The organism is Chryseobacterium phocaeense (assembly GCF_900169075.1).
Classification (GTDB): Bacteria; Bacteroidota; Bacteroidia; order Flavobacteriales; family Weeksellaceae; genus Chryseobacterium; species Chryseobacterium phocaeense.
Genome location: NZ_LT827014.1, coordinates 756,672 through 772,339, shown reverse-complemented (window position 1 = coordinate 772,339; position 15,668 = coordinate 756,672). Strand labels below are relative to the sequence as shown.

Genomic DNA, 15,668 nt, shown 5'->3' with positions numbered 1-15,668 from the left:
AACATAAATGCTGATAACTTTTGTTTTATTCAAATCTTGTTTCACAAAAATCATTTTAAACATGAAAAAAACATTACTTCTTTTAATTTTATTTATCGCGCAGGTGTTTTATGCACAGTCCGATTGTGTTTCGGCCATTCCGATTTGTGGAAACTCTGAGCTTTCATACACTCCATCAGGACCGGGTTCTGTTCTAGAAAACACGGCTACTAACGGATGTCTGGATGATAATGAAAACTTTTCAGTTTGGTATACTTTCACGATAGCAACTTCCGGAACACTTACTTTCACGATAGATCCTAATGTAAATAGCGATGACTACGATTTTGCAGTTTACGGTCCTACCACAAACGGATGTACTTCTTTAAATACAAACAATGTTTTTGTAAAGCCGGTAAGATGTAATTATTATGGAAGTATTCCAACCGGTAATACCGGATTGACATTAACCCTTCCGCCACCGCCACCGCCTAACACCAACGGAAATGCAGGAAACGATGACGAATGGAGCCCATATATGGAAGTACTGGCCGGAGAAACCTATTATCTGGTTATTGACAACTTCAGAAGTTCTCCGGATGGATTTAAGATGATCTGGGGAGGGACTGCTACCTTAAGTTCTGCGTTCAACGATCCCGTTCTTGCTCCTAATCCTTTTATTCCGCCAGGAATTCCGGGAGCTGCACCAACAGATCCAACGACGGTTATGGTATGCGGACTTCCATCACAATTTAATTTCAATACGCTTACCACAGGGATCATTAATGGGAACAGCCCTAACTTCAAAGTTACTTACCATGATAATGTAAATGATGTAGTGACAGGAGATGACCCGCTTAACATTGCAACAGTAAATGCGGCAACAACCTATTACTACAGAATCCGGTATCTGGATCCTGATAACCCGGACAACGTGATCAACAAATGCTTCATAAGCGGGAAGTTTAAATTTGTGAATGCAAGTATAACCGCAACAAATGCAACTATTTTCGCATGTAATAATGACAGTGAAGGAACCGGGAAGTTTGACCTTACTACCGCCAATGTATTTGCAGGTGGTACAAAAAAATACTATCCTACGCTTGCAGATCTTACTGCCGACACCAATGAGATTACAAATCCTACCGCTTATATTTCAGCTCAAAAAATAGTGTATGCTAAGGTGATCTCTGACTTTGGATGTACTGCGATAGCCAATATTACCCTTACATTCCATCCGGTAATCACTTTAAGAGATGCAACGTTTGAAAGATGTTATATTGAAAACGATATCACCCGTGCCGTATTTGACCTTACCCAGGTTGAAGTTGGAGCAGTAGCAGGACAAACAAAGAAATTCTATAAAACTTTGGTTGATGCCAAGGCAGAAACCAACCCTATTACCAATCCTTCCACTTACCTTTCTACGAACTCAGAAGTTTTTGTAAGAGTAACCAATGCTAACCAGTGTTACGACATTGCCAAGATCACATTAGTGGTAATGCCTCCGGTAAAATCTGCAGTTCTTAAAGATAAAACCATCTGTGCTGAAGCTAAAACCACACTGGATGCAGGACCGGGATTTGACGGATATGAATGGAGCACCGGGGAAACTACACAGGCGATCACCAACGTTGGAATAGGCGCATATTGGGTAAAACTGAAAACCGGAGAATGTTATACGCTACAGAATGTAACGGTTTTCGCTTCCAAGCAGCCGGTTATTTCAAGTGTAGACATCAGCAACAATACGATTACAGTGAATGCTACAGGTGGAACTCCTCCATACATGTATTCAATAGACGGTGTTAACTGGCAGGCATCTAATACCTTCAGCGGACTTCCAAGAGGAGACAACAAAATATTCGTGAAGGATTCCTACAACTGTAACCCTACCCAGATCACCATTACAGTACCGAACCTGATCAATGCGATTACTCCGAACGGGGATAAGGTAAATGATGATATCGATTATTCTGCTCTGTCTTATAAGAATAATCTTGTATTCATTGTATATGACAGGTATGGAAATAAGCTTTACGAAGCCAATAAAATAAGAGATTATAAATGGGACGGAACCGCTTCCGGCAAAAAACTCCCTACCGGAACGTACTGGTATACGATCTCATGGAATGAAAATGACAAGAACAGTACTGAAACGAAATATTCAGGATGGATCCTGTTAAAGAATAAAGAATAATTTTCATTCATATATCATAAAAAAAGACTGCTCTAGCCGGCAGTCTTTTTTTTGTGCATTATTTTAATTACATAGAGTATTACTTATTGAATTTTTTTATTTTTGATCCCCAATTTTTTACTAACATTCCTTTGCTTTCTGTCCATTGTGTCTTACAGGAGTTTGGTGATAACTTGTTAGTTACTATTTTTTAATTATTTTTTGTAAATAAACTATCTTTGCATCATGGCGCAGAAAGAAACATTATCATCCCTTACACACGGAAACTTTGCAAGAGAACTGTCTATTGCGGATGGAAAAATGCCTCCCAATGCTGTAGATTTTGAAAGGCTGGTTATAGGAACTTTTTTGATTGATAAAAAAGGGCTTGACCACTCTATTGACCTTCTTACTCCGGAAGTATTTTACGACCCGAGACATCAGGTTATTTTCGGTACCATCTTAAAATTATATGAAGGGAACCATCCTGTGGATCTGATGACGATTATCCAGGAATTAAAAAAAGAAGACAAACTCAACCTGGCCGGTGGTGATCATTATATCATTGACCTTACCATGGGGGTAAGCTCATCTGCCCATATTGAATACCACGTACGTGTGATTCTTGAAAAATATATTTTAAGAAGCCTTATCAATGTTTCCGCCAATGTAATTGATTCTTCCTATAAAGAATCCACCGATGTTTTTGAACTGCTGGATAAGGCTGAACAGTCATTCTTTGAAATTACCAACGGAACGATTAAAAAAGGATTTGACACGGCTAATTCTTTGGTAAAACAGGCGATAGATACTATTAAATCTTTAAAAGATAAAGAAGGGCTTTCAGGAGTTCCTTCAGGATTCCGGGATATTGACAAAGAGACCGGAGGTTGGCAGAATTCCGATCTTATCATTATAGCGGCCCGTCCCGCAATGGGGAAAACCGCATTCCTATTATCTATGGCAAGAAATATTGCTGTAGGACACAAAATCCCCATGGTACTTTTCTCTCTGGAGATGGCATCTGTACAGCTCATCACCAGGATGATTGCTTCCGAAACGAAAATTTCTTCCGAAAAGCTGAGAAAAGGAACCCTGGACGATGAAGAATGGCAGAGACTTTTCTCCAACGTATCCGAGCTTGAGAACGCCCCGTTGTTTATAGATGAAACCCCTTCACTTTCCATATTCGATTTCCGTGCAAAATGCCGTAGACTGGTGATGCAGCATGGCGTAAAACTGATCATGGTGGATTATCTTCAGCTGATGACTGCCGGCGGCGGCGGAAAAGGAGTTGGAAACCGGGAGCAGGAAATTTCCATGATCTCCCGTTCACTAAAGGCCATCGCCAAAGAACTTAACGTCCCTGTTATTGCCCTGTCCCAGCTATCGAGAAGTGTGGAAGCCCGTCCCGGAAAAAGACCTCAGCTTTCTGACCTGAGGGAATCCGGAGCTATTGAGCAGGATGCGGATATCGTATCCTTTATTTTCAGACCGGAATATTATAAAATTGCGGTTTGGGATAACGACGAAGAAGGTCAGGAAACCTCAACCGAAAACCAGGCCGAGCTGATTATCGCGAAACACAGAAACGGTGCCACAGCCGATGTGAGATTATCATTCCTGAAACATTTTGCAAAATTCGGGGATATTGAAGCGGCATTGAATGGCGGAATGGGTGGCGGCTATCCTTCCAATTTCGGATCTAATGAGCCAAGCGGATTTGATAAAATTAAAACAACCATCCAGCCGGGCGCTGCATTTGATCTGCCGGACAGTTCAAAGCTTTCAGGATCTTCCATGAATGATTTTGATGATGATGATGACTTCCCGTTCTAAATTTGCAGAAATTTTAATACATCAATATTAAATAATACCATTCCACTTATCTTTAGTGGAATATTAACTGATTATATCTGAATTTGAGAATAGAAATATATACCGACGGAGCTTGCAGCGGAAATCCCGGAAAAGGAGGATATGGAATTCTCATGCGCGTTCCCGAAAAGAATTACCAGAAGACTTTCTCCAAAGGTTTCAGGAAAACCACCAACAACAGAATGGAGCTCCTTGCCGTAATTACGGCCATGGAAAAACTAAAATCTTCGGAGAACGATATTCATATCTACACAGACAGCAAATATGTGGCAGATGCCGTGAACCAGAACTGGATTTCAGGATGGATCAAAAGAGGCTGGAAAAACGTAAAAAATCCCGATCTCTGGAAAAGATTTATCGAAATGTACAACAAACACAAGCCTAAAATGCATTGGATAAAAGGCCATGCGGGGCACTTTGAAAATGAACTCTGCGACAAGCTTGCAGTAGCTGCTGCTGCTGCTTCGGACCTGGAAATTGACACTTATTTTGAAGGTATAGATGACCATTCTCTTTTTTAATCAATCTAAATTGATACGTATTATATACAATACTTTCTGATTTATGCTATCATTTATTGAAATATTAATATCATTTTCGGTAAAATTAACATAAAATACATATTAATTAATTGGGATTTAATATATTTACAGCATCTAATAAAAAGTAATCCCAATTCGATGAATAAACTTTTACTGTCTTATATTTCCTTCTTTCTGCTTTTTCTGTCAGGAGGAATGTTTTCCCAGACTTATCAGCTTACCGGAAATCCTGTTAACACAACAGGATGGACCATGGTAAACCCTGCACAGGTAAACGGCGATTTTGTCCAGCTTACGCCGGACACCAATAACCAGTCCGGATCTATCAGGCTGAATGATCCCATCAACTTAAAATACTGTGATAAGTGGAGGGTAGAATTTGATTTCAGAATGGACTCCAACCAAACTTCCAATGGTGACGGAATTGCTTTCTGGTATCTGGCCAACCCCCCGGTTGCCAGTGTCCTGGGTTCCGGTCTTGGGGTTTCTCAAAATGCCGTTGGATTTATTGTAGGCTTCGATACTTATAACAATACAACGACCGCTACAATGAGCAAGATACATGTTGCTTACGGCCAGGTTGCCAATACCACCGACAGTAATAACGTAGAATTCTTTAATGTTGCCGGATCTTCTTTCCACTCTCCGGACCTGAATACCACCCAGCCTTTCCAGGGAGCTACCTACAAACACGTGGAAGTTACAGCTCAGGTAGATCCTGCTGCTCCTGCTAACTGGATTGTAAAAATCACCCTGGACGGTACCGTAATTTGTGATCAGTCTTTTGCTCCGTCCGGCACATCGGCTGCAATGACTGTAGGCTATTTTGGATTCTCGGCTTCTACGGGAGGAGCAAGATCAAGACACTCCATCAAAAATGTGAAAATTTATACGGATAAGGTCCCTATTTTACAGGCTACGGCCACTCAGTCCTTTTGTCCGAACCCAAGTTCGGGATTCGCCACAGTGAATTTAACAACGTTCAACTCCCAGTTTGTAGCGACTCCTTCCAATTATACATTTACCTATCTTCAGGGAGGAACACCCATTACAAACCCTACGAATTTCCAGTTCAATGCCAATACAACCATCACGGTTATTGTAAAGGATAACGCCGGAATATTATGTGACAATCCGGACGGAAAAATACAACTTGTACTCGCTCCGCTTACCCTTCTGGATAAGACTTTAATAACATGTAATAACAACAAACAAGGGAAAGGCGTATTCAATCTTAATTCCGCAGCTGTTACCGATGTGGTAGGCGCCACAAAAAAATATTATAAAACGCTGGATGACCTGAATGCAGGTACTAATGAAATTTCTAATCCTGCAGCCTATACCTCTGCACCCGGAATAGTATACGTAAAGGTTACCACTCCACAGGGATGTACGGGAACAGCAAAAATCACCCTTACCTTCTACGCTGAAACTCCTGTGAAGGATGACACCCTGCGGTCATGCTTTATACAGAATAATGTTACAAATGCCCTATTTGATCTTACTACGGCTAATGTAACCACACTTACGAGCGGGTTTACAAAAAAATATTATTTAACCACTGCTGATGCTTTAAGCGGAACAAATGAAATTGTAAATCCATCCAATTATATGTCGGTAAGCACTTCTATCTATATAAAAGTAACTGATTCCAACGGATGTTTTAATATCGCTAAAGTGAACCTTATTGTACTGCCTCCTGTTTATTCTTCAGTTTTAAAAGATAAAATCGTTTGTATTGACGGAACAACAGATCTTGATGCAGGACCTGGCTTTGACGGCTATGAATGGAGCACAGGAGCTACCACTTCCTCTATCCAGAATGTTGGCGTAGGTCTGTACTGGGTACAATTAAAAACAGGAAACTGTATTACGTTACACCCTGTCAAAGTTATTGCATCTGCCAATCCAGTGATTACCAGCATTGATATTAATAATACAACGGTAGCTGTTAATGTTTCCGGTGGCACTCCACCGTACAAATATTCACTGAACGGGATCGACTGGCAGGACTCCAATACATTTACGGGACTTCACAGAGGCGAAGCCAAAATATATGTTAAAGATTTTTATAACTGCGAACCTGTAGAAGTACAAATTACTGTTCCGAATCTGATCAATGCAATTACCCCTAACGGAGACAACGTGAATGACGTCATCGACTATTCCGCACTGGCTTATAAGAAAAACCTGGTGTTTATAGTATACGACAGATACGGTAATAAGCTGTATGAAGCAAACAAAATGCGAAATTTCACATGGGACGGAACTGCATCCGGTAAAAAGATTCTGACAGGAACTTACTGGTATTCCATCTCATGGAATGAAAACGATAAAAATAACACCTTTACAAAATACTCCGGATGGGTATTGGTCAAAAACAGAGAATAATCTCATTAAAAAACACTCCAAAAGCGGAGTGTTTTTTAATAATATCAATTTAAAAAATAAAAATGGTTTATTTTTTTATTCTACGTAAGAAAAAACCAGTCACATTTCAACAATCAGCAGCAATCATTAAAAATAAACTACAAATTGACAATTTAAACCAAACAATTGACAATTATTCATTATATCCCCTGACGCAAAATAAATAAATTTATATCAATAACCTCAAACCCATTCATTCATGAAAAAAAAACTACTCATTTATTATTTAATTCTTTTATTTGGCTTTTCAGGACAGCTGTTTTCCCAGACCTATCAGCTCACGGGAAATCCTGTTAACACCGCCGGTTGGGATCTTGTTTCCAACGCTGCCGTAGACAATGACTTCATTCGTCTTACCACAGACAATACCAGTTTGTACGGAGCGATAAAGCTGGCTACACCCATTACACTAAGCTATTGCGACAAATGGAAAGTAGAATTTGATTTTAGAATAGACGGCAACGGAACCACACAATTCGGAAGAGGAGATGGTTTTACATTCTGGTATCTGGCCAACCCTCCTACAGGATTTGTTTCCGGAGGCGGCCTTGGAATTCCCGGAAACGCTTCAGGATTGATGGTAGGATTCGACATTTTCAACAATACCACTGAAGGCCAGATGAGTAAAGTACATGTACTGTACGGAACCAATGACACGGCCGGAAACAATATTGAATACAATAACACGCCCGGAAGCACATTCCACTCACCTGACCTCAACCCTACACAGCCTTTCGTAGGGCCTAATTTCAGACACGTGGAAGTAAACGGGGAAACTGATCTTACGAACCCAACCAACTGGATCATCAAAATAAAAATAGACGGAGTTCTGATTGCAGACCAGTCGTTTGCTCCATCAGGGGCAGCTGCCGGAATGTCTCAGGGATATTTTGGTTTCTCAGCAGCAACAGGAGGCGCCAGTGCAAGACACTCCATCAAGAATGTGAAAGTTTTTGTGGATAAGGTTCCTATCCTGAATGCTACCGTTACTCCATTTGTTTGTACCAATCCTGCAACTGGAAATGGAACTGTGGATCTGACGTCTTTCAACAACCAGTTTGTTAATACACCTGCCAACTATTTATTCACCTATTATGTACTGGGAAGCTCAACTCCTATTGCAAATCCTTCGAGCTTTGTATATACCGGCGCTACAACCATTAAGGTGGTGATCAAAGACCCAAGCTCTACGCTCTGTGACAACGGAGACGGGGTCATACAGCTGAACCCTACACCATTCGCAGCAACGGACGCTACACTTACCGGATGTAATAACAATAATGCCGGCACGGCAACATTTGATCTTACCACCGCAGCATTAACAACAGTGGCGGGTTGTACCTATAAGTTCTTCAATACAATGGCGGATCTTACTGCCGGAGTAAACCAGATTATGAATCCTACAGCCTATGCTTCCGGAGCAGCTGTATTATTTGCAGAAGTAATCACGCCTCAGGGATGTGTAAGCGTAGCCAAAGTTACCCTGAATATCCATCCGGTTGTGGTTGTCACTGATGCTTCTTTAAGATCCTGTTTCCATGAGGACAATCCTTCACTAGGAACATTTAACCTGAGCAATGCAGCTGTAACCACCGTACTGGGAGCTACTAAAAAATATTACAAATCTCTGGCAGATGCTGTAAACGCTACCAATGAAATTACCAATTTCTTAACCTATGATGCTCCGACCGGTGTAGTATATGTTAAAGTGTTCAATGCACAGGGATGTTACTCAATTGCAAAAGTAACCCTTACTGTAATGGCACCTGTATTATCCAGCGTATTACAGGACAAAATCATCTGTATTGAAGACAAAACCACCCTCGATGCCGGACCTGGTTTCAATGGCTATGAATGGAGCACGGGAGCAACTACACAGGCTATCAATAATGTTGGCGTAGGAACATATTGGGTAAAACTGAAAACCGGAGACTGTATCGCCACTCAGCATGTAAAAGTATATGCTTCAGAGCAGCCGGTGGTGACCAGCATTGACATTTCAGGAAGTACGGTAAGCGTTTTTGTAAACGGAGGAACTCCACCTTACCAGTATTCAATGGATAATATACAATGGCAGGATTCCAACATATTTACCGGTGTAGCCAGAGGTGAAACTAAAATTTATGTAAAAGACAGCTATGATTGTGAACCTATCGAGATCAGCATCACGGTTCCTAATCTGATCAACGTGATCACTCCGAACGGGGACGGCGTAAATGATGCGATTGATTATTCTGCACTTTCCAATAAAAAGAATCTGGAAATCGGAATCTTCGACCGGTATGGATACAAACTTTTCCAGGCGGACAAATCCAACAGATATGTCTGGGACGGTACGACCAACGGAAGCAAGAAAGTTCCTACCGGAAACTACTGGTACTCTATCACATGGAATGAGAACAACAGCAAGAATACCCCTATTAAATTCTCAGGCTGGATCATGGTAAAGAACAGGGAATAAATTTAAACTGATTATTTTTTTTAATACCGGGATCACTCCATATCTGGAGTGATCCTTTTTTGTTTTTTACCTTAAAGGATATATTTTATCAATAAGGCACTTTATTCGCATTCAATTCTTAAATTTGTGTTATGAATTATTTGGAAGCTTTAAGCAGAAGATATTCTGTGAAAAAATTTAATCACGGGATTATTCCTCAGGACATCCTGCACAACATCCTTGAGTCGGGAAAGCTGGCTGCCAGTTCGCTTGGGCTGCAACCGTACAAAATTCTTGTGGTGGAAAGTGAGGCAATGAAGCAGAAGTTAATTCCGGCTTTCTATAATCCGTCCCAGATTTCCACCTGTTCACATCTTATTGTGATTATTTCAAAGAAATCGATCGAGGAAAATTATATTCACGGCTATTTTAATCACATTTCCGAGGTAAGGAAAACACCCATTGAAAACCTGGAACTTTTCAGAAAAAGCATTAATCAGCATATCACCCAAAAAACACAGGAGGAAATTTTCAACTGGGCAGAAAAACAATCCTACATCGTCCTTGCCAACCTGATGTACGCTGCAGCTATTGAAAATATAGATTCATGCCCTATGGAAGGCTTCCGGCAGGACCTCATCGAAGAAATCCTCGGCATCAATCCTGATACGGAAAAAGTAACGGTAACACTGGCTTTGGGCTACCGTTCCGAAGAAGATGCTTTTCAACACATGAAAAAAGTAAGAAAACCAAACGAAAAATTGTTTAAATTTATTTAATTATTTAAACGGTCGTACCTAAACCAAGCCTATGATAAAAGCGGATGTATTAGTAATTGGTTCCGGCATTTCGGGACTCTCCTATGCCATTAAAGTTTCTGAACAGCTTCCTGATGCCAGGATCATCATTGTAACAAAATCTGACGAAGACGAAAGCAACACCAAATACGCACAGGGCGGACTGGCCGTGGTTACCGATTTTAAAAACGATAATTTCGAAAAGCATATAGAAGACACCATGCGTGCCGGAGACGGAGAAAACAAACGTGACGTAGTAGAAATGGTGGTAAGGGAAGCCCCGACGAGATTTAATGAAATTGTGGAATGGGGAGCCAACTTCGATATGAAAAACGGTGAATTTGCCCTGGGAAGAGAAGGCGGACACACTGAAAACAGAATTGTACATCACAAAGATATTACAGGTTTCGAGATTGAGAGAGCGCTTCTGGAAACCGCCAATAACAGCCCCAACATTGAGATCCTTGATCATCATTACGTCATTGACATCATCACCCAGCATCATGTTCCGGGAAAAGAAGTAAGCGAAGGCGATATCAACTGCTACGGCGCTTACATTCTGGATGAAAAATCAAAGACCATAAAAAAAATCACTTCCAAAATAACTTTGGCAGCCACTGGTGGTGCGGGACATGTTTACAAAAACACAACGAATCCTACCATTGCTACCGGAGACGGAATTGCTTTTGTAGCACGGGCAAAAGGCAAAGTATCCAATATGCAGTACTACCAGTTTCACCCTACGGCGCTGTACAGCAAGATCAACGGAATGCTTTTCCTTATATCTGAGGCTGTACGGGGTGATGGCGCGAAATTAAGGACAAAGAAAGGTGAAAAGTTCATGCATAAATATGATGAGCGCGAAGAATTAGCGTCAAGGGATATTGTCGCACGCGCCATTGATAACGAAATGAAAATTTCCGGTGACGAATATGCCGGTCTCGACTGCCGCGATATGAACCAGGAAAAATTTCTTGAACACTTTCCCAATATCTATAAGAAATGTAAAGAGGAAGGAATTGATCCTTTCACCCAGCTGATTCCAATAGTACCGGCCTGCCATTACCTGATGGGCGGCATAGAAGTAGACCGGGACGGCCAGTCTTCCATACGCAATCTTTTTGCCGTGGGAGAATGCACCAATTCAGGATTACACGGAGCCAACAGGCTTGCTTCCAACTCTCTGCTGGAAGGCCTGGTTTTCGGACATAATGCAGCTATAAAAACCGTCGCTCTTCTCAATGAAAATAATTTTAATTTCGATGACCTGAAAGCCGTTCCGGAATGGAATGAAGAAGGCATGAAGATCATGGATGAAATGGTGATCGTGAGTTACCTCAGAAAACAGCTTCAGGAGATGATGAGTGATCTGGTAGGTATCGTGAGGAGCAACAGACGTCTGAATATGGCTCTTCAGAAGCATCAGGAAATTGCAGCGGCAGTGGACGAAATTTATCACTATTCCATTCTGTCACCTCAGCTGTCTGAACTGAGAAATTTAACAACCGTTGCCCACCTTATCATTACCCAGTCTATGGAAATGACGGAAAATAAAGGAGCATTTTATAATAAAGATCTAGTCTAAAAGCACTTACTCATGAAAAGACCAAGCTACGTTACCGATAAAGTATTAAAAACATTCATCAAAAACGCCCTGGAAGAAGACATTCAGGATGGTGATCAATCTACCCTTTCCACCATTCCGGCTGATCTGAAGCAGAGTGCTAAACTTCTCGTAAAGCAGGACTGCATTTTAGCCGGTGTTGAACTCGCGGAAATCATTTTTAAAACTTTTGATAAAGATCTGAAAGTTGAAGTTTTTATCAAAGACGGATCTGCCGCGAAAGTTGGAGATATAGCTTTAATTGTTACCGGAAGCGCAAGATCTATTCTTTCAACAGAAAGACTTATCCTGAACTGTATGCAGAGGATGAGCGGTATTGCTACCCTCACCCACGACTGGGACTCCCGCCTGGTGGGAAGCAAAACAAAACTTCTGGACACCAGAAAAACCACTCCTAACTTCAGGGTATGCGAAAAATGGGCTGTTGCTATAGGCGGCGGAACCAACCACAGATACGGTCTGTATGACATGATCATGCTTAAAGATAATCACATTGATTATAACGGAAGTATTACAAATGCCGTAAAAATGGCCAAAGACTACGTTAAAAAGAATAAGAAAAAACTGAAGATTGAGGTAGAGACCAGAAATCTTGAAGAAGTTAAAGAAGCCCTTAAAGCAAAAGCAGACAGAATCATGCTTGATAATATGAATGTTGGTATGATGAAACAGGCAGTTGAACTCATTAATGGTGCTTGTGAGTCTGAAGCATCAGGAGGAATTACCCGTGATATGTTAAAAGAAATAGCCTCTACGGGCGTCACCTACATCTCTGCAGGAGCCCTTACCCACTCCGCCGAAAATATCGATTTGAGTCTCAAAGCCGTGAAATAGCGTTGTATTTTTAATAAAAACAACCCCTTTTTGTTAAAAACTCAATAATATGATTTTCTTCATATGAAAATTCGTTTTTTATTCACATAACTGAAAATCAGTAAGTTAAATCTTATTAAGATTGAATAAAAATTAACATTGAGTTAATATTAGTTAAATTTTATTTCGCGAATTTTGCAGAAAATTAAATCTAACTATTACTCACGATTATGAAATTAATCAACAAATCGATGCTATCTGCAGTGATTACTTTATCTACAGCTAGTGTTTATTATGCTCAAGAAGTTCAGGATACAGTGAAAGCTAAATCCAATGACATTGAACAAGTTGTAATCACTGGTGTTGCTGATATTGCTAAAGATAGAAAAACACCGGTAGCAGTTTCAACCATTAAGGAAGCACAAATCGTACAACGATTAGGAAACCAGGAATTTCCTGAGATCTTAAACTCTACTCCTTCCATCTATGCCACAAAAGGTGGTGGTGGTTTTGGGGACGGGCGTGTCAATATTCGTGGTTTTGATACAAACAACACAGCAGTAATGATCAACGGTGTTCCCGTAAACGATATGGAAGGGGGTACAGTTTACTGGTCAAACTGGCTTGGTTTATCCGATGTTACTTCTGCAATGCAGGTTCAGAGAGGTTTAGGATCTTCTAAATTAGCAATTGCATCTATTGGAGGAACCATTAACGTTATCACAAGAGCTGCTGATAAAAAGAAAGAAGGAAATGTAACTTTAGGTCTTGGTAATGATGGATATCTTAAAACTTTATTCTCATATAACACAGGGAAATCAGCAAAAGGATGGTCTACTTCATTCTTAATGGCAAGAACTGCCGGAGCAACTTATATTGACGGTTCTGATTTTGAAGCATATAACTACTATTTTGCTTTAGGTTATCAGCCAAATAAAAAACACGATTTCCAGTTCACATTTACAGGTGCTCCTCAATGGCACAACCAAAACTTTAACGGAACTATTGCTACGTATTTAGATATGGGTGATGGTAAACTGGATAAAGTTTTCGGTGACGAACCAAACAGAAAATACAATTCCAACTGGGGATATATGAACGGAAGACAATATTCTCAATCTGTAAACTACTACAGTAAGCCGGTTGCATCCATTAACTGGGACTGGACTATGAGTGAGAAGTCTAAATTATCAACTGTTGTTTATGCTTCATGGGGACGTGGAGGTGGGACCGGAGTTATCGGATCTATTAACGGAACAAGCATCAACAGTCTTCCAAAAACTCAGGATGGTTTAATCCGTTTCGATGACATTGTTGCCTGGAACCAGGGACAAGCGGTACAATGGAACCCTTCTAATCCTGCTGCACCTATCAACAAGGTAAATGCTACACCTGGTGTTGCACAAAGAACTAACGGTTTGGTGAGAAGAGCTTCTGTAAACTCTCATGACTGGTATGGAATACTTTCCAATTTCCAACATAAAATCAATGATAACTGGAATTTCTCTGCCGGTTTTGACGGAAGATACTACTACGGATACCACCCGGGAGTTTTAACAGATCTTTGGGGGAATAGCAAATTCATTGAAAAAGACAACAAGAACAATCCAAATATGGATGTAAATCTTGTTTATGATCCGGTGCCTTCTGCAAATCCATTCGTAAAAGCAATAAAAGATAAAGACCAGCTTGTATACAGAAACTACAACGGAGAAGTTCTTTGGGGTGGTGTTTTCGGACAATTAGAGTATTCTAAGGATAACCTTTCTGCATTTATTCAGGGGTCTGCTTCTGAGCAAGGGTTTTCAAGAATTGACAACTGGATTATTGATGGTGTGACTGAGCAGTTAGGAGAAAAGGTTAACACAAAAACCAAAATGAAGTATCTGTTCGGGTATAACGCAAAAGCTGGTGTTAACTATAATATCAATGACAATCACAATGTATTTGTGAACGCCGGATACTATTCTAAGCAGCCTAACTTCTTTGCAGTTTTCCCTTATTCAGTTTCAGACGGTAGACAGACAGGTAACCAACAGGTGATCAACAAGGATCTTCAGAATGAAAAAATTGCTTCTGCAGAATTCGGTTACGGTTTCAGATCTTCTAAACTACGAGCAAACCTTAACCTTTACTATACTTCATGGGATGATAGATTCGTTCGTCTTACCAACCTTACTATTTACGGTCTGGAAAGAGCAACTGTTAGCTTAAACGGAGTAAAGCAGGTGCATATGGGAGCGGAACTGGAAATGTTCTACAAACCTCTTGATTTCCTAGAATTCAACGGAATGCTATCTATAGGTAACTGGAAATACAAAAACAACCCCACAGGTCTTTTAGTTGATGAAAACGGAGCTCCTATTGCCGGATCAAACGGAAGAAACGAAGTTACATTAGCTCTGGATGGTCTTAAAGTATCTGATGCAGCACAAACAACAGCTGCTATTGGAGCTACTGTAAAACCAGTTAAAAATCTTGACATTTACGGAACATGGAGATATTATGACAACCTATACGGAACATTCAGTATCAACAGTGGTTTCATCATTGGAGAAAATGGACAGATTCCTGCAGCAAGAGCTGAGAAAGGTTCTCTAAAAGCACCTTCTTATAACCTGACTGATGTGGGAGCATCTTATACATTTAATATGAGAAACGGACAGAAATTGATCCTGACAGCCAATGTTTATAACTTATTTGATGCTACGTACATTTCAGATTTAAGATCTTCAAACAAGAAAACGATTTCTGATTACAAAGATGTTCCAGGTGGACAGACTGCTCAACAGCAACTAGACGCCTATAATGCAAACCCTAGCAACTTCTACAAAGGTTTGGATGTTAGCAACAACGTTTATTTCGGATTCGGAAGAACTTGGTCTGCTTCACTTTCTTACAGATTCTAATAAGATCACAAGAACAGATTTTATAAATATCTATCCCGGCTTTTCGCCGGGATTTTTTATTTTTATAAAAACAATTC

9 protein-coding genes are annotated in these 15,668 nt (G+C 40.4%); all 9 read left to right on the top strand.

Features of this window, described 5'->3' with window-relative positions; all coding sequences use genetic code 11:
* The first annotated feature begins 61 nt into the window (after nucleotides 1–61).
* The 9 genes from B7E04_RS05010 to B7E04_RS04970 all read left to right on the top strand — a co-directional run bounded on the left by B7E04_RS05010 (nucleotide 62) and on the right by B7E04_RS04970 (nucleotide 15,591).
* The gene (locus B7E04_RS05010) at nucleotides 62–2,179 is read left to right on the top strand and encodes a T9SS type B sorting domain-containing protein (protein WP_080777647.1); all 2,118 of its coding nucleotides are present in this window, start codon (nucleotides 62–64) and stop codon (nucleotides 2,177–2,179) included.
* Nucleotides 2,180–2,404: 225 nt separating this feature from the next.
* Nucleotides 2,405–3,997 (top strand): replicative DNA helicase, encoded by a 1,593-nt coding sequence (gene dnaB / locus B7E04_RS05005; protein ID WP_080777646.1) that lies wholly within the window; start codon nucleotides 2,405–2,407, stop codon nucleotides 3,995–3,997.
* An 83-nt stretch (nucleotides 3,998–4,080) separates the two neighbouring features.
* Nucleotides 4,081–4,557 (top strand): ribonuclease HI, encoded by a 477-nt coding sequence (gene rnhA / locus B7E04_RS05000; RefSeq protein WP_080777645.1) that lies wholly within the window; start codon nucleotides 4,081–4,083, stop codon nucleotides 4,555–4,557.
* A 159-nt stretch (nucleotides 4,558–4,716) separates the two neighbouring features.
* Nucleotides 4,717–6,969, top strand: coding sequence for a T9SS type B sorting domain-containing protein (locus B7E04_RS04995; protein WP_080777644.1), 2,253 nt, complete (start codon nucleotides 4,717–4,719; stop codon nucleotides 6,967–6,969).
* 238 nt (nucleotides 6,970–7,207) lie between these two features.
* A complete protein-coding gene (locus tag B7E04_RS04990) occupies nucleotides 7,208–9,469 on the top strand; it encodes a T9SS type B sorting domain-containing protein (RefSeq protein ID WP_080777643.1) in 2,262 nt (753 codons plus the stop codon).
* 131 nt (nucleotides 9,470–9,600) lie between these two features.
* Nucleotides 9,601–10,227, top strand: coding sequence for an NAD(P)H-dependent oxidoreductase (locus tag B7E04_RS04985; RefSeq protein WP_080777642.1), 627 nt, complete (start codon nucleotides 9,601–9,603; stop codon nucleotides 10,225–10,227).
* A 31-nt stretch (nucleotides 10,228–10,258) separates the two neighbouring features.
* A complete protein-coding gene (gene nadB / locus B7E04_RS04980) occupies nucleotides 10,259–11,830 on the top strand; it encodes an L-aspartate oxidase (RefSeq protein WP_080777641.1) in 1,572 nt (523 codons plus the stop codon).
* A gap of 12 nt (nucleotides 11,831–11,842) precedes the next feature.
* Nucleotides 11,843–12,703, top strand: a complete 861-nt coding sequence (gene nadC / locus B7E04_RS04975) for a carboxylating nicotinate-nucleotide diphosphorylase (RefSeq protein ID WP_080777640.1) — start codon at nucleotides 11,843–11,845, stop codon at nucleotides 12,701–12,703.
* A gap of 209 nt (nucleotides 12,704–12,912) precedes the next feature.
* Nucleotides 12,913–15,591, top strand: a complete 2,679-nt coding sequence (locus B7E04_RS04970; RefSeq protein WP_080777639.1) for a TonB-dependent receptor — start codon at nucleotides 12,913–12,915, stop codon at nucleotides 15,589–15,591.
* Nucleotides 15,592–15,668: the final 77 nt, after the last annotated feature.